The organism is Xylella fastidiosa (assembly GCF_011801475.1).
GTDB classification, from domain to species: domain Bacteria; phylum Pseudomonadota; class Gammaproteobacteria; order Xanthomonadales; family Xanthomonadaceae; genus Xylella; species Xylella fastidiosa.
This window is the reverse complement of sequence record NZ_CP044352.1, coordinates 809,622-826,496: the sequence shown is the minus strand read 5'-3', so window position 1 is coordinate 826,496 and position 16,875 is coordinate 809,622. Positions and strand designations below refer to the sequence as shown.

Sequence of the window (16,875 nt, the reverse complement as noted above, 5' to 3'; positions counted from 1 at the left end):
AGCTGAAACAGCACGTCAGCATCCTATGCTGCGTTAATAACTTCAATAAGTTGAGAAATCCAATAGATTTCCACCCCTCAAAACGATAACTACGACATTAAATCATCTTCGGATCAATATTATTTTCACTCAGCATAACCACCAACTTTCCTATGGCCATTAAAGCTCTTAAGCATTACATTGAATACAACCCCGTTAAATAGATTTTATTTCAAAAGAGAATTCCACATAAATAAATAATTAGCCCATTAATCCCATCCTCATATACCCATTTTAGAATCTTCAATTCAAAGATTCAGGATAAGACACGATCATTCACAAGTATCTATTATGAGAATTATTATTATTCGCCCAATTGATTTCAGCTTATGTAAGAAGCAGGAAACAATCCACGCCACAGAATTTTAACAACACAATACCGCACAAAAATAGCGATATGACAGAATATGCAAGCACCACACATAAAAAACAGCCCTTCATTGGATCGCTTATTAAATACAGCGACCACAATAAGGACTATATTCACCTGTTCATTCCATTAGAAACATTTAGATCAAATTCCCACAGGGAACGTGGCAACACTCGACTCGAATTGCACAATGAGAACACGAGTGCAGACACGAACTGGAACAAGAGTTTATTTCAGAGATATAAAGCAGTGCATTGACGAAATTCAATGCACCGCAGCAGTAGCATTAGCCACACGCAACACCTTAGGAGTCACGAAAATCAAAAGCTCGGCCTTTTGTTTATCTTTACCACGTTTCTTAAACAAATTACCAAGGAAAGGCACATCCCCTAAGAACGGAACCTTACTCACACTATTACGGTCGGAAAACTCATATACACCACCGATAACAACAGTTTGACCATCATCAACCAATACGGCAGTGTTGATCTCACGCTTGTTCAAGGTCGGCACGGTACCGAAATTGGCGATCGTAATCATTTGATCAATCTCGTCCTTCTTGACAGTCATGTTGAGAAACACACGGTTGTCATTGGTGATCGTTGGGGTCACACGCAACTCCAAAACAGCCTCTTTAAATTGGACATTCGGAGTGGCTTGACCACCAGCGACTCCTCCAGTGATCGTGACATACCCAATTTCCTTACCTTGTTTGATATATCCCTCACGCTGGTTTGCAGTGACAATACGAGGGTTTGAAATCACCTCGCCACGGGATTCCTGCTGCAATGCCGAAAGCTCAAGATCTAGATTAAATTTAGGTCCAAGCAAAGTGTAGGCTAAACTCGGAAGAACTGAAGCAGTGGTGTTGGTCGGACCGCCCAAATCAACATTAAGCCCCCGCGTAGCCGATGTGGAGCTGCCAGCAGTCACATTACTACCGATCGTTGCAGTGTTATCGCTGAAACGACTAGCAGCACCAACACCGAACTTGGCCCCCAAATCACGCGCGAAGCTATCGGTGGCGATCACGATGCGGCCCTCAATCAACACTTGGTCCACAGGACGATCAATATGCTGGATAAGAGTACGCATTTGCGCAACTTTCTTCGGAATATCGCTAATCATCAACGTATTAGTGCGCTCATCAGCCACAAGCCGACCACGTGGCGATAAGAAAGCATCATCACTATTATTATTAGGTGTACCGTTACCTCCCCCACCCATACCTTTGGCTTCTGTCAGTGCCTTAAAAATGACCGTGGCCGAATGATAATTTATTTGGACATAATCGGTAATTAACCCCTCACGATTTTCGATCGCGATCCGCGCGTCCTCTTTTTCTTGCTCGTATTTAGCAAGCTCCTGTTGCGGCGCAACCCAAATTACTTTCTCATCACGGCGCTTATCCAATCCTTTAGCACGCAAAACGATGTCGAGCGCTTGATCCCATGGCACATTAATCAAACGTAGAGTGACATTACCTTGCACAGTGTCGGAAGCAACAATATTGAGATTGGACTCATCAGCGATCAACTGCAAAACCGTTCGTACTGGAACGTCTTGGAAGTTAAACGTTACTGGACGACCACTGTACCCTTGTGCGGAAATCTTCGCTGCGGACTTACTGACCGATTCTGGGGTGATCGCCCCACCCATGGCAGCCTCTCCCTTGCGTGGCACAATTTCAACCACGTATTCATCCCCTGTCTGGTAAGCAAGCGACTCAAACGCTCCCTTCGTGCTCAACACAAGTTGTGCACCCTTACCCATAGGCTTAGCGTCGATACGCTGCACTGGGGTAGCAAAGTCAACAACGTTGATCTGGCGTTGCAAGACAGTCGGCAACACAGCTGTCCCCAGGTCAACCAGCACGGTGCCACCCTGCGTACGCAGGTCAGGAGTGGCTCCCTGCCCATCAAACTTCAAAATCAGACGGCCAGAGCCATCATCACCACGTTTGAAATCGATTTTGGAAACGCTTAGTGGCGCATTGGTAGCTTTAGCCACTGGAATCGCTTGCTTGTTTTCAGCCGATACGGTTCCTGGGATGCAACACCAAGCGAAAGCTATGCATACCCAAATTTCACATACGCGAAGCGAGGCTATACGCCTAACAAAACGCAAGCCTAAGACTTCAAATAAAGTCATCATTCTATCCCTTAAATCAATCATTAATCGTCGAACGAAAGTGCGGCTGGCCGTTCCAACCATCCTCCCTCGCCATTTGAAACAAGTTCCACAAGTTCGACGCGATCTTCATTCACCTTCGTAACTCGCCCATCGTTCTGTCCAATATACATCCCTCGACGCACCCGATAAGTGACTTTGTCAGGAGCAGTAATCACTGCAACCAAACCAGCACCCCTACCGATCGTACCCACCATCTTCAATGTATCAAGTGGGAATGCTTCCAGCGGCTCCTTACGTCGATGCGGATCTGGACGTAACCCATTGCCCCCCTCAGGATTAACCCAAGCGTCGCTAAAGGGATCACGCATTCCCTGCGCAGAATACTCAAAGGTTTCAAACTGCTGCATCACTGGTAGTTGTTCCAGAGGTGGAGCAGGACGCGCACGCACCTCACTCACCCAATTTTTCAAATCTGGTGCATCGCCAAACGAGGTGGTTACACTACGCATGCAACCGACTAATACCAAGAGAACAATCAAACCGACTATTTTTTTGAGGGTTTTTGTACTCATGGTCCATCCTTCTTGCTCGCAGCATCAGCAGTACGATTCTCCTTATTAGCTATTTCCTGGTCATCCAGGTAGCGGTAGGTCTTCACTGTGCCAGACAATTCAAGCAAACCTCGCGTAGACACATTGTTCCTATTGGTTTTCGGTTTGAGACTCATATCATGCATAGTCAAAATCACTACGCGCGGTAAAGAAGCCACACCACTGACAAAAGCAGCAAACTGGTGATAGCTCCCAACCATACGTAAAGAAATCGGCTTCTCGGCGTAAAACTCCTGAAGAACTTCATCCCCTGGTTGAAATAGCTCATTCACCAAACCACTAGATAAGGCAGTCTGAGAGATATCAACAATCAGATCGGGCATTTCGGTCTTACTAGGCAACTGCCGTAACATCTGCTTCAGCACCTCTTCCATCTGCGCCAACTGCTGCTTTAATGGCTGCAGGTTCACAGCACGTTCCTGCTGCTTTTGGAATTCCGAACGCAGCTCGCGCTCTTTGCCTTCAAGCACACCAAGTTTCTCACGCTCACCGCTAATGACGAGGAACCAAGCCATGATGACAATAAAAAAGCCGACCAAGACGCAGAAAACCATCTTGACCTTCTGTGGCCATGCACCAATATTATTAAAATCTAGGTCACTCAATTTAAACGAATTCTTACTCATCAATTGTCCTCTGACAGCGGCTTAAAATCAGCAGACGACGACGCAGAGGCTTTCCCAGAATTAGGAGATATGGGCCTATGACGAGCCTTATCTGGCGACTCTGGCTTGGACAGTTTTGCTTTGATAGTAAATACATACGGCAGAGCCCTGCTATCAATGAGCGTATTTTTATCTTGTTCCTTGGCTTCAATGATCGACAAATCGGGATTAGTCATCCATCCTGACCCCTCAATATTGCGCATGTAAGTACTGACTCTCACGTTTGACTGAGAGCGTCCTTGCAAAGTCAAACTATTACCTTCCTGCTTAATAGTGGTCAGAACCACGCCATCCGGGATGGTACGTGCCAACGAATCGAATAAATGAACCATTTGCGAACGGTTTGATTGCAGCTCTTCGATCACTTTCTTACGCGCCAGTAAATGCTCTTTCTTCTTGTCAAGTTGGTCGATTTCCCGATTCTGAGCCTTAACCCCCTCTATCTCGGAAACCAAGAATGCGTTGCGATCATTCTGACCACTGACCTGCGCGTCATAATAAAACCACACAAGCGCCGAAACGAGGATACCCACCAATGTGGAAAAACCAAGCATCACATAAAACTCACGCTCACGCTGCTTGCGGCGCTCAACGCGCCAGGGCAATAAGTTAATTCTGGCCATCAGTCAAAACTCCTCAAAGCCAGACCAGTAGCAATCATTAAAGCAGGTGCATCTTGAGCAAGCGTGTGTGCTTGCACTTTCGCCCCTAAAGTCATCTGCGCAAGCGGATTAGCCACAACGGTAACGACACCCAACCGTTCTTCGACCATAGCCGGTAACCCCGCAATCACAGCACAGCCTCCCGCCAACACGATGCAATCAACTCGGTTGTACTCACTGCCAGCATAGAAAAACTGTAATAAACGGCTGATCTGCTGGATCACAGAGTCCTTAAATGGTCCCAGCACTTCAACCTCATAGCTTTGCGGCAAACCTCCTTGACGCTTGGCCTGACCAGCCTCCTCGTAAGTCATCCCATAGCGATGCATTACTTCGTCAGTAAGCTGCTTACCACCAAATAGCTGCTCGCGCGCGTACAAACTGCGACCACTATGCAGCACATTAAGCGTCGACATCGTTGCACCGATGTCGATCAATGCAACCAATGCATTACTCCCAACCGACAGTTCTTGGGCAATAAGAGAGAAAGCGTTCTCAACCGCTAAAGCTTCCACGTCAATAACCTTGGCAGTCAACCCCCCAGCTCCAACGCAGATTGGCGCAATTCGACATTCTCCGAACGAGACGCAGCCAGCAAAACTTGGACCATCTCCGTGTTGTTGGGAACCGGACCAAGCACCTCGAAATCTAGGCTGACCTCTTCAATAGGGTACGGGATGTAATTCGTAGCCTCGATTTCTATCTGAGCTTCCAAATCCTGCTCGTCCAGACCAGCAGGCATCGGTATCAATTTGGTGATCACTGCCGAACCGGCAACCGCGGCAGCGGCAAATTTGGCCTTAGTTCCAGAACGACTTACCGCACGACGGATTGCTTCACCAACCTGCTCGACTTCAACGATGCCCTTCTCAGCGACCGCATTCAGAGGTAGCGGCTCCACAGCATAGTGTTCCACCTTGAAGCGATTACCACTGCGGGAAAGCTGTAAGAGCTTCACTGCAGTTGAACTAATGTCGACACCAACCAATACCGACTGTTTTTTTGAAAAAAGCCCCACGAAAACTCCCCTGACCACGGGCACTTTTAAGACAGGAACATATCTGTTTCCACGCCCAGGTACCTTAAATTCAAATATAAAACTGCGGCACACAATAGCTTGCTATGCATCACATAGCAAACAACACTGCCGTGCGTTGCATTTGTTTTTTAACAATTAGAAATTCTAAGGCAATGCCAAAGCCTAAGCTCATCTATACTCTACGGCCAAAAAGTTCGCAATCCAATATCGATTTAAATATGTATCGTCTCCGCGGTTGGCTTGGGTGGCTCCTCACCATACTTATCATCCTCACACTCGTTGGCATCCTGGCAGCGGGCAGTATGTATTACGCCATTTCCTCGAAACTGCCCGACATTCGAAACCTCAAACAAGTCGAACTACAAGAACCAATGTACGTCTACTCCCACGATGGCCTGTTGATAGCGATATTCGGAGAAATCCGCCGCTACCCTGTGCAGATCAAGGAAGTGCCTGAGCAACTTAAACAAGCATTCCTAGCGACCGAAGACGCTCGTTTCTACGAACACAGCGGCATTGACTATAAAGGAATTGCACGCGCAATTTGGCTACTAGCGACAACAAACGAAAAACGTGTCCCAGGTGGTTCAACGATTACTCAACAGGTTGCCCGCCAATTCTTTCTCAACTCCGAATACAGCTATAAACGCAAACTGGCTGAAATTCTATTAGCTCGAAAAATAGAGTCGCAGTTAAAGAAAGACGAAATCCTGGAGCTGTATCTAAACAAAAGTTTTTTCGGAAACCGTGCCTACGGCATCGCTGCTGCAGCCGAGTTTTACTACGGCAAGAAACTAAACGAACTTAACCTTGATGAGATGGCATCCTTAGCTGGGATCCCCAAATTTCCATCAAGCGGCAACCCGATTACCAACCCGGCTCGTGCCCGCGAACGGCGTGATTTATACGTACTACAACGCATGGTCGACCTTAACTTCATCACCCAAGACCAAGCCAATGCCGCAAAAGCAATACCGATGCACGCCAAACCCCACGAACCACCAGTCCAGGTATACGCCCCCTACGCAGCCGAAATGGTACGTCAGGAAATGATCGCCAAATACGGTGGTGCCGCACTCAACAAAGGCTATCACGTCACCACCACGATTGATGGCACACTTCAAATGGCCGCCGAAACTTCCGTACGCAACGGCCTAGCGTTATATGAACATCGCCACCGTTGGCGAGGTGCCGAACAACATATCGAAGTGGATGCAAACGCAGACACAGCTACATTAGCTGCACACCTGTCAGGCATTTCCTCCCAAGGTGGGATGTTCCCAGTGATCGTGGCACGTACCACTCCCGAAGGCAGCGCCATCGTGGTACGTAGTGATCGCAGCGAATTGACGCTCCCCCCGGCAGCCTCGCGCTGGACCGGCACTCCACTGAACAAACTCCTCAAACGTGGTGACGTGGTGCGGGTCAGGCCTGGGGAAAAACGGGGTGAATGGACATTAGAACAGCTACCCAGCGCTCAATCCACATTGGTCTCACTAGATGCCAACAATGGCGCACTACGTGCACTCGTCGGTGGCTTCAGCTTCACCGCTAATAAATTCAATCGCGCCACCCAAGCACGCCGCCAACCTGGGTCGAGCTTCAAGCCATTCGTCTATTCAGCCGCATTAGAAAAAGGCTTCAATCCAGCGTCCATCGTACCGGATGCACCTGTCATATTCCGCGATCGCCGCGGCCATACCTGGTCGCCACAGAACGATGACGGCAAATTCCAAGGTCCAATGCGTATCCGTGACGCCCTGGTTCAATCACGCAACCTAGTATCAGTACGACTACTCGACGCAATCGGCATAGATTTTGCACGCAACTACATTACCCAATTCGGTTTTGAGGAAAACGAGATTCCTCCAAACTTATCAATGTCTCTGGGTACAGCCTCACTCACTCCATTGTCGATCGCGCGCGGTTACGCAGTATTTGCAAACGGCGGCTTCCGCATCGACCCTTGGCTTATTGACGAGATACACGACAGAGAACACAAATTAATCTTCAAGAACAACCCTAAGGTAGCCTGTAGCAGCTGCACGTCGGCCAACACCAACGTCACTCAATCAACCAGCCACCTAGTGGACGGATTCAACTTTGGCGCACCCACCAAAACAGAACCATCCAAACCAGTAAAAAACAACAACGAACCTACCCAGACCATCCCTTCACCGGATCCCAACACCCCAATGGCACCGCGCGCGATTGATGAACGCGTTGTCTTCCAATTGGTATCAATGATGCGCGACGTGGTGCTACGCGGTACAGCAACCGCAGCACGCTCACTGAATCGCCAGGACATCGCCGGAAAAACTGGCTCAACCAACGAACACCGTGATGCGTGGTTCTCAGGGTTTGGCGGACCTTATGTAACTACCGTATGGGTAGGACGCGATGACTTCCAGTCACTTGGTTACAGAGAGTATGGCGGTAAAGCAGCACTCCCCATCTGGATCGAATATATGCGCACTGCATTGAAGGACAAACCAATCGCACGCAACGCCCCCCCTCAAGGCATGACTCAAACCACACTCAACGGAGCAACCGAATGGGTCAAAAACGAAGATATAAACCACTTACAAGATCATGATTTCAAGTTGCATGAAGAAGAAAGTGATGAACAGACCTTTGACATCTTCTGATTCTGCCCCGAGCCAACACACATTCATTACGTAGGACTAAATATCACTTAGGTAAAAAACCAACTGCCCTCTAACAGCATTTAGCAAAGACATTCCCCATCATGAAAAGCAGTGTATAAAGTACCCAATAGAGCGGTGCATCTTGATCAAATACCGTATTTCGGAAACCCCTACTCGAGACACTTAGCAGAGAGACACATTCAACTTCAGCAATACCGATATGAATGAAACATCCCAACCAAGGAATACACAGTCAACCTCCCAATACCGACATGCACCACAACTCCATCAGGTTCGGATCACTCATTCCATTGCAGCCTCAACACATCGCCAAGCAGCAGCATCCAACGCTGCAACCACCTGCAATGCCTGAAGATTTTCTTTCAATTGAGCAACCCGACTCGCACCGAGAATCACCGTAGAGACATGTGGATTACGTAAACACCAAGCAATCGCCAATTGCGTCGGCAACTGGCCAAGATCAGCAGCAACCTCACTAAAGCGCCGCGCTTGTACCAAACGCGCCTCACCCTCACCCAACACCTGCCTCTGTAACCACTCGTAACCTGGCTGCACCAAACGGCTGCCCGATGCCACACCCACATTGTGTTTTCCAGTCAGCAACCCCGATGCCAAAGGCGACCAGATCGTCGTGCCCAAACCCTGAGCATAGAGCGATACATACTCCCGCTCTACACGCTCACGGTGTAGCAAGTTGTACTGAGGCTGCTCTACCCACGGACGCTCAAGATGCTCACGCGAGGCAATTGCAATTGCTTCGGCAATCTGTGCAGCTGACCACTCCGAAGTGCCCCAGTAAAGCACCTTGCCCTGCCGAATCAGCGTAGTCATCGCACGTACCGTCTCCTCAATCGGAGTATCAGCATCAGGACGATGACAGAAAAAAAGGTCCAAATAGTCCACTCGCAAACGCTTCAATGCAGCATGGCAAGCATCATGGACATGCTTGCGTGAAAGCCCGCACTGCGTCGGACGTGGCTCATTCACAGCCCCAAAGAACACCTTACTGGATACACAATAACCATCACGTGGCAAACGCAAGTCGGCAATCACATCCCCCAACACCTGCTCCGCACGCCCTTGAGCATAGGTCTCAGCACCATCAAAGAAATTCACGCCGTGATCCCAAGCACAAGCCACTAAATTACGAGCCTCATCGCGCGCAACCTGATTGCCAAAAGTCACCCAAGTACCGAAAGAAAGGACTGATAACTGCAACCCAGTAGAACCAAGACGACGATAATGCATAAAACTCCACTCCCTAAAAGGACGCGAGAATAAAGAAACAACCCATGCAACAACAAAAGAAAACAACAACACACAGCACTACTAATAAGTAGATATCGTCTTCACTTCCCCAATCCGCTTGCTAAAAGCTTCTAAGCGTGCCGCAACCAACGATTCTCACATGACCAATCGTGTGAATTGAATCGACTTCACCCCACTCACCTTAGAACCTCAACTGGATATTCTTACCTAATCACCGCCCGATCCCTGCAAACCACTCACACCCGAAATCCGATTGCAGGTTGATTGCCCCCTGCAACCAGCTTACGAATTGGGTAGCTTCATCAATTTTTCAGCAAATATCTCCCTAATCGAGAATCCAAACATCAGCGCTCCGTCACGATCTGATCACATTAGAGCTATGTATTAGGCTCAATGTCTCGATCATCACCATCATGACAGCTAACATGGACAATACGTTGTCGCACCTTGTCTAACTCACACTCCATATTTAAAGGTTCTTATGCATTCAGTCGTCGTCGTCGGCTCCTTCAGTATTGATCATGTTTGGCGCTGCGACACATTGCCCACACCTGGTGCAACAATTGCCGGCCGCTATAGCCGTGGTCCAGGAGGCAAAGGCTTCAACCAAGCCGTGGCGGCTTGCCGCGCTGGTGCGCGCACCTATTTCATATGCGCACTCGGCAATGACACCGACGGCAATATGGCACGCGACATCGCCACAAAAGACGGCTTCACACTGATCGGCGAATCCAGCACCGAACCCACTGGCACCGGAGGGATCTATGTCGACAGCCACGGCCATAACACTATCGTCACTGGCGCTGGTGCCAACGCAGTACTGAGCACCCACTTCATCACAGAACAACGCGCCCTAATTACCTCAGCATGGATCGTCTTGGCACAACTGGAATCACCGATAGAAACACTCGAAACGGCGCTCAGCATGGCGCGCGAAGCTGGCCGCTTGACCATACTCAATGCTGCCCCCGCCAATGCAACCGCCACGATCAACCTACTCAAATTGGCCGACGTGCTCACACTGAACGAAACGGAATTCGTCGCCTTGCTCAGCCGTCACGTCGGTGAAAGGATCAGTCCCGACAACGTCGCCACCACCGATGGCAACACACTACACGCCTTATGCAACAAACTACTGTCCGGCAGTACGGTTGTCATTACATTAGGCTCGGCTGGCGTATTCGTTTCACACTCGGAAGAAAACCTGCGTGGTGACACCCAGCCCTACTATCGTGTGGCCGCCGAACAGGCCCACACCGTAGACACCACCGGAGCTGGCGACGCATTTAATGGTGCTTTGGCAGCATCCCTGGCACGGCAACCAAACACAGCGTTTATCCAGCACATACGCCTCGCCAATAGCTATGCAGCGCGCTCGACCGAAACAGAAGGTGGAGCCGTATCAATGCCAATATTAACGACTACCCAAGACTAAACAGGCACGAAATAAAGTAGAGAGTGCAATGACTCACCACCCCGGCGAGCGCATCTGACTGCCCACTCATCCTGAGCACAAAAAGTCATCAGCTGTATGACCTCCATGAACCCAACGTGGGCACTGCATCGCTCCCATTGCAGCCTGACTTGCTTCTATCGCTATCGCAATCACTTATACAGCCCACTCACACTTGAGCTGCACCTCAAATCATAGCGTTGCAATCACATATGGTCGGCAGCGACGCAGCGCTGTATCGAAGTGATTCCAACACAGCATTCCTGGAGTGGTTCCACCATGTCCTAGTCCTACGGCTCTGCCGTGTTCAGGTCAAGCAAGGAGACAACCTATCCGCTGACCTACAGCACATGCCGCACGACCACGTTGCGCCAGCACACTGTACAACACAAATTTTCAAAGGATGCGACACAAACCAGCATCAAAAACATTGTTGCTCTGAGACATAAATAGCGAAAAAGAACATATCACCAGCACAACACTGCCTTGCCCATCGTTTCTATGGATACATGGGGAGCACTTTTAATCTGGATCGCTGGCTCCAATGTCTACAGCAGAGCATGTCCAAGCATCGAAAAATCCATGGCACTGTCATCCTGCTCATTGCAATACACCGTATATAGCACGATCACCAATGACCAGAGTAAGACCACCCGCCACTTCTTAAAGATGATCCAGTCGACAACGACTCTCTTTCAGCCAACTTGATTGAAATAACAAAACGCTTGAAACCACCGGAATAACATCCCCTGGGCCTCTACACAACGCATAGTATTGAGAGCATCAATCAAACTCAAAAAACCGCTGATTCAAAACACGGCCTACAGTAATACTAAAAATTTAAATCTTTATTCCACAAGATCAACAATCAGGATCGCAAAGATGTATTCAAGTACACCTCATTTCACCAACGAACACTTTGGATATTCAAAAAATACATCACTCTCCGCCTCAGAGTGAAATACGACTCAACTACAATCCAACACATCGACTCACGCCACATCCTGCGAAACAGTCACACAACCCAAGGTCTGTCAAAGGAACCCCTGGATTCGCTTGCATGACAACAACAAACAAATCCAGAGGAAATCCAAACTACGGCAGATAAATACTCAAAAAGCGCGCTTCACAAGCAACATACAGCGTACAAGCAGTTAATACAGACTCAATGCATGCCTGTGGCACCGCTATTTTCAGCACTGAATGGAATCAAATGTATTTCAACACGCCGGTTCTTACTACGCCCAGCTTCTGTACTGTTATCGGCAATCGGGTAACGTTTTCCCATCCCCGAGATTTCCATACGTTCACGCTGCACACCTTGTGCCGCTAAATAACTAGCAACCGCACCAGCACGATCCTCAGACAAGCGCTGATTCACCACATCACTGCCAATACTATCGGTATAACCAACCACCTCAATCATCGTCTGGTTATACTCGCGCAACGTCGAAGCGACATTTTTAAGTGCGCCATAAAATTGCGGCTTGAGCATCGACTTACCAAAATCGAAAGTAATACCGTCCGGCAAATTGAGAGTGATATTGTCACCGTCACGCTTGACATCAATGCCAGTATTGGCCGTGCGCTCACGCAAAGCGCGTTCTTGACGATCCTGGTAATTACCAATCGCTGCCCCGCCAAGTGCACCGATACCAGCAGCAATCATCGCGCGCTGTCTCCGCTTGGTGGCATTTTTACCAGTCAACAAACCCGCAGCAGCGCCAATGGCCGCACCAATGGCCGCATCCCGCCCGGTCCGGTTTCGCTGCTCTGTGGAATTACCAGACTGGTCACGCTGCACATAAGATCCACCTGTAGCACAACCGGACAGCACCAGCGCCACCGCCAGAACTGTACACATAGGCTTAAGGGCCGCTCGCATCATCATCATTACTCCTTCGCCGGCACATCCGGCACACCAATAGTTAAGATAAACGCAGAGATACATCAACTGGGTGATGGAAACCTGGACAACAATCAGACTACAACAATGTTATCAACCATGTAACCACAGCATGACACTCATGCTTGAGTACAGTCATTGATGTACGGCGCATCACTCATCTGACACACAAAACCACTGCAAAAAGCAATCCAATCAGCCTATCCAGCACACCTACTGCTCGAATCCTGATATCCAGACAATCCTTTTCCCGCAACGCTACCGTTACGCACGGAAAATGGTCGAATCAATCATCACACGCACATTCGGCTTGGAAGCAACACACGAAAGAACCAAACCAAGACAAAAAAACAGCAACAAAAAAATAGAACACCGATGACACCCAGCACATGCAACAACAACGCCTGGCACCCATCGCAGCAGTGCACATCCGTTCATAACAACGCAAGCACTGCTATAAGGCGTGATCATTCCCCCTGCAGCCACCCAGCTTCCGATTAAGCAAGTCACCGCTACGGCTCATGCCGCAATCCCATCCTCTGACTACACACCGTCTATTGCACCCGTAGCAACGCGAGACCAAGAGTGTCACAAGGATAGATGCGCCGATTTAGCCCCCTAGATCTCCAGCAACGCCGTACTACTCAAATGTGCCAATTGAGTCGTGGGCCAGATTATCGAAACGGGTGTATTCGCCAAAGAACTTCAACTTGCACGAACCTGTCGGGCCGCTGCGATGCTTACCGATGATGATTTCCGCCAAACCCTTATCCGGAGAATCTTTGTTGTAATACTCATCCCGGTAGATAAAAACGATCATGTCTGCATCCTGCTCAATCGCACCAGATTCACGCAGATCAGCCATGACGGGATGCTTGTCAGTGCGCGTCTCCAAAGAACGGTTCAACTGTGACAATGCAATCACTGGAACATTCAACTCCTTAGCCAACCCCTTGAGAGAGCGCGAAATTTCCGAGATCTCGGTAGCACGGTTCTCACTGTTCCCAGGGACAGACATCAACTGCAGATAATCGACCACCACTAGACCAAGATCATGCTCACGCTTCAAACGACGGCACTTGGAGCGCAATACCTCTGGCGACACACCAGGGGTATCATCAATAAAAATTTTAGTCTCCTTCAACATCTTGATTGCTCCAGTCACACGTGCCCAATCTTCGTCCTCAAGCTGACCCGTACGCAGACGCTGCGCATTGATACGACCATTAGAAGAAATCAAGCGCATCGCCAACTGTGCAGCAGACATTTCCATTGAAAATACAGCCACCGTCTTTTTCGATTTAATCGCAACATACTCAGCGATATTCAACGCAAAGGTTGTTTTCCCCATTGCCGGACGCGCAGCCAAGACGATCAAATCAGTCGGCTGTAAACCTGCGCTCATCGCGTCAAAATCGTTATATCCGGTTGGAAGCCCGGTCACATTACTACCGTTCTCAAAACGATCACGCAGCTGCTCAAAAGCATCCTTCAACGCACCAGGCATTGCCACAAAATCAATGCGACCACGCGCACCAGTCTCGGCAATTCCGAACACCGACTTTTCAGCCTCAGCAAGCAAATCAATACTTTCGCGGCCCTCTGGTTGGAATCCATCGTTAACGATCTTGGTTCCAACCTCAATCAACTGACGCAGTACTGCCTTATCGCGCACGATTTCAGCATAGGCAACGATATTGGCGGCCGAGGGCGTGGTACTCGCCAGCTCAATCAAATAAGCACCATGATCAACAACCTCCAGCATCCCCTGCGACTCAAACCATTCTCCTAGAGTGACGACATCGAATGGTCGCATCTTCCTAGACAAATCGCAGATCGCACGGTAAATCATGCGGTGATCACGACGGTAAAAATCGTTCTCCGTTAACCGATCATTGATCTTATCCAACGCATCGGGCGCCAACATCAGCCCCCCCAATACGGCCTGCTCAGCCTCAACAGAATGAGGAGGGACGCGCAACGGATCAACACGCAGCGCTTCACGATCGCCAGGCTCGCGTTGATAATTGGAATGGAAGCCGGGACGAGCAGACATAAAACAACGGCCTAGTACTGTGTAACAGGGGGTGAAGCATAGTCAGTACCGCAGCAACGGCCAAGGTACAATCCTGTGGATAAACCGGTGACAGTCAGTGCATAACACTCCAAACCATCACACACTCATCAGCCAGATGAAGACATGGCAGCCCATCACCTGTCACACGTGCCTGCGACAACAAGACAGACAAAACCGCTTGCCAAAGTATCCCGTTACAACACTTGTGATCTCTTCCCAGGATGCATGGCACCGTACCGCGTACGCCCTGGTAGACGACACTAACCACATGAGTTAGCCGGATGTTGTCGACTCACTAAACGCGCGTTTGCAAACAGCCACCTCATGACGCGTGACCCACGCGCGGATACAACCCCTGCGACGCAAAGAGAGTCGCAGCCATTCATATCTAAAGTTTAGAGGCACAGAAAAAGCCCCCGAATGGGGAGCCTACCGGACACCAATGATGCAATAGAACAACTACAACCGTACGGATCTCTTGCACCACTACAATAAATCAATCCTGCCTTGGTATTGACGGTTGGAAACGATCAATACCAAGGCAGGATTAAAGTATTAACAATATCGACCATCATCAAGACACTATGAGTGCGATCCTAGCGTCACTTATCGGATATCTGATGATCTAAGCAACAGAATCAACGCCACACACAATGAAAATTATCAGGGTACATTTACCAGACCGATCAACTAACGTTGCTTATCCAGCAACTGCTGGCGAACCTTAAGAATACAAGGGTCCTCAGTGAAAAAATGCTCCCCCGCACTATTGTCTTCACGATTACCAGTGCCAATATCAACCACAGACACTTGACGGCTACCACGCTTCTTGAATGATGCTATCGCCAAATTAGTGTTCTTCAAAAAAGGCACAACGGTATCGTTGTCAGAACCACACAGCAGTGTTGGAGTACGTGGTGCCCAATTCAGCAGATCATTGCGTACTAGATCTACAAAGAATGGATTCTTCCGATTCTTTGGAAAGTCGCTATAGAATCCAGGTTGCAAATACTGTTTTATCTGCTTGACATCGGGCAAATAATCGAAAACTTCACGCCTACCTTTTTCACCAGGGAACAATGCCTCAACCTGGTTAGCCCAAGGATCCTGGAAAACCTGACTAGGATCAGAGTAGATGTTTCGGTAAGTACGCTGCATCCCAACGATCGCATAAGTGCCTAAAATGATAGCGAAATTGTTTTCACCAACTTCGTTCCGACCAGTCCAAGTGTCAAGAAACGTTTGACTGAGTGCGTAAGGACCAGAGATGGGCGCGCTGGCAACAAGCCTGAATTCATTTGACAGATGCGCTTCAATTTCACGCTGGGTCGCCATTGCAGTATGACCACCTTGCGAAAAGCCAGACAACATCAGCTTGTTCGATAATGGCGTATTCAAATGCTGTAATACAGTACGAGATGCACGTAAGGCATCAATCAGCGCAGAGGCTTCTGAATTCGCATGCAGATATGGATGATACGGGTAATTAGATCCACCCAATCCAAGATAATCGGTGCCGACAACCACGTAACCTTGGCTCGCTAAACGCGTGACCAACGGATCATCGCCCTTGGCAGAAATAATGCTCTTGGCCTGTTCAGAGCGGCGGAATGTCTGTCCATCACGGCCCCAACCAAGCACAGGATAAGGTCCTGGACACTGTGGCCCGTCTGGAACAAGCACTACCCCAGATGCCCTGGTCGCTTCACCAACCACACCAACCGTTGTATACGTCATTTCAACCACTCGAACGTTGCATTTGGGTTGCTCGGATGGCGGCTCATCAGTAAGCAGAGCAGCAATCTGACGCTGCGTATAGCTACCAATAATTTTTCTGTTAATCACCATCCCACGTGAAGGCCAAGCAGCTGCAACACAGGGGAACAGAGCACAGATAAAAATAAAGTAACTCAGGATAAGAAGCACCGGTTTTCGTTGAGAACCATACATCATTGTCAATCACCAATTTATATTGAATGGAA

The 16,875-nt window shown here is 48.9% G+C and carries 10 protein-coding genes and 1 pseudogene; 2 read left to right on the top strand and 9 right to left on the bottom strand.

The window, feature by feature from the left end:
* Positions 1 to 673 precede the first annotated feature (673 nt).
* From F7G16_RS03520 to pilM, 5 genes and pseudogenes are all read right to left on the bottom strand, one after another.
* Positions 674 to 2,584, bottom strand: coding sequence for a type IV pilus secretin PilQ (locus F7G16_RS03520; RefSeq protein WP_011098213.1), 1,911 nt, complete (start codon positions 2,582 to 2,584; stop codon positions 674 to 676).
* On the bottom strand, positions 2,584 to 3,114 hold the full coding sequence (locus F7G16_RS03515) for a pilus assembly protein PilP (protein ID WP_011098214.1): 531 nt from the start codon (positions 3,112 to 3,114) through the stop codon (positions 2,584 to 2,586). Before F7G16_RS03515 ends, F7G16_RS03520 begins: the two co-directional genes overlap by 1 nt.
* Positions 3,111 to 3,779: a type IV pilus inner membrane component PilO gene (locus F7G16_RS03510; RefSeq protein ID WP_004089909.1), complete on the bottom strand. Its 669-nt coding sequence runs from the start codon at positions 3,777 to 3,779 to the stop codon at positions 3,111 to 3,113. The genes F7G16_RS03515 and F7G16_RS03510 overlap by 4 nt, the downstream gene beginning before the upstream one ends.
* The gene (locus tag F7G16_RS03505) at positions 3,779 to 4,441 is read right to left on the bottom strand and encodes a PilN domain-containing protein (protein ID WP_004089910.1); all 663 of its coding nucleotides are present in this window, start codon (positions 4,439 to 4,441) and stop codon (positions 3,779 to 3,781) included. The genes F7G16_RS03510 and F7G16_RS03505 overlap by 1 nt, the downstream gene beginning before the upstream one ends.
* Positions 4,441 to 5,498 (bottom strand): annotated as a pseudogene (gene pilM, locus F7G16_RS03500) (type IV pilus biogenesis protein PilM). Before pilM ends, F7G16_RS03505 begins: the two are co-directional and overlap by 1 nt.
* A 239-nt stretch (positions 5,499 to 5,737) precedes the next feature.
* Between pilM and F7G16_RS03495 the strand changes: the two are divergent.
* Positions 5,738 to 8,167: a penicillin-binding protein 1A gene (locus F7G16_RS03495; RefSeq protein ID WP_012382725.1), complete on the top strand. Its 2,430-nt coding sequence runs from the start codon at positions 5,738 to 5,740 to the stop codon at positions 8,165 to 8,167.
* A 303-nt stretch (positions 8,168 to 8,470) separates the two neighbouring features.
* Here F7G16_RS03495 and F7G16_RS03490 read toward each other — a convergent pair whose 3' ends face one another.
* A complete protein-coding gene (locus F7G16_RS03490) occupies positions 8,471 to 9,436 on the bottom strand; it encodes an aldo/keto reductase (RefSeq protein ID WP_004089914.1) in 966 nt (321 codons plus the stop codon).
* Between the two features lie 502 nt (positions 9,437 to 9,938).
* Between F7G16_RS03490 and F7G16_RS03485 the strand changes: the two genes are divergently transcribed.
* Positions 9,939 to 10,892 (top strand): ribokinase, encoded by a 954-nt coding sequence (locus F7G16_RS03485; RefSeq protein ID WP_004089916.1) that lies wholly within the window; start codon positions 9,939 to 9,941, stop codon positions 10,890 to 10,892.
* A 1,183-nt stretch (positions 10,893 to 12,075) separates the two neighbouring features.
* Here the strand turns inward: F7G16_RS03485 and F7G16_RS03480 are convergent.
* The 3 genes from F7G16_RS03480 to F7G16_RS03470 form a co-directional block, all read right to left on the bottom strand.
* Positions 12,076 to 12,798, bottom strand: coding sequence for a YiaD family glycine zipper/OmpA-like lipoprotein (locus F7G16_RS03480; protein ID WP_004089919.1), 723 nt, complete (start codon positions 12,796 to 12,798; stop codon positions 12,076 to 12,078).
* Between the two features lie 658 nt (positions 12,799 to 13,456).
* Positions 13,457 to 14,872: a replicative DNA helicase gene (locus F7G16_RS03475; RefSeq protein ID WP_004086603.1), complete on the bottom strand. Its 1,416-nt coding sequence runs from the start codon at positions 14,870 to 14,872 to the stop codon at positions 13,457 to 13,459.
* A 711-nt stretch (positions 14,873 to 15,583) separates the two neighbouring features.
* Positions 15,584 to 16,843, bottom strand: coding sequence for a lipase family protein (locus F7G16_RS03470; protein ID WP_425510556.1), 1,260 nt, complete (start codon positions 16,841 to 16,843; stop codon positions 15,584 to 15,586).
* Positions 16,844 to 16,875: the final 32 nt, after the last annotated feature.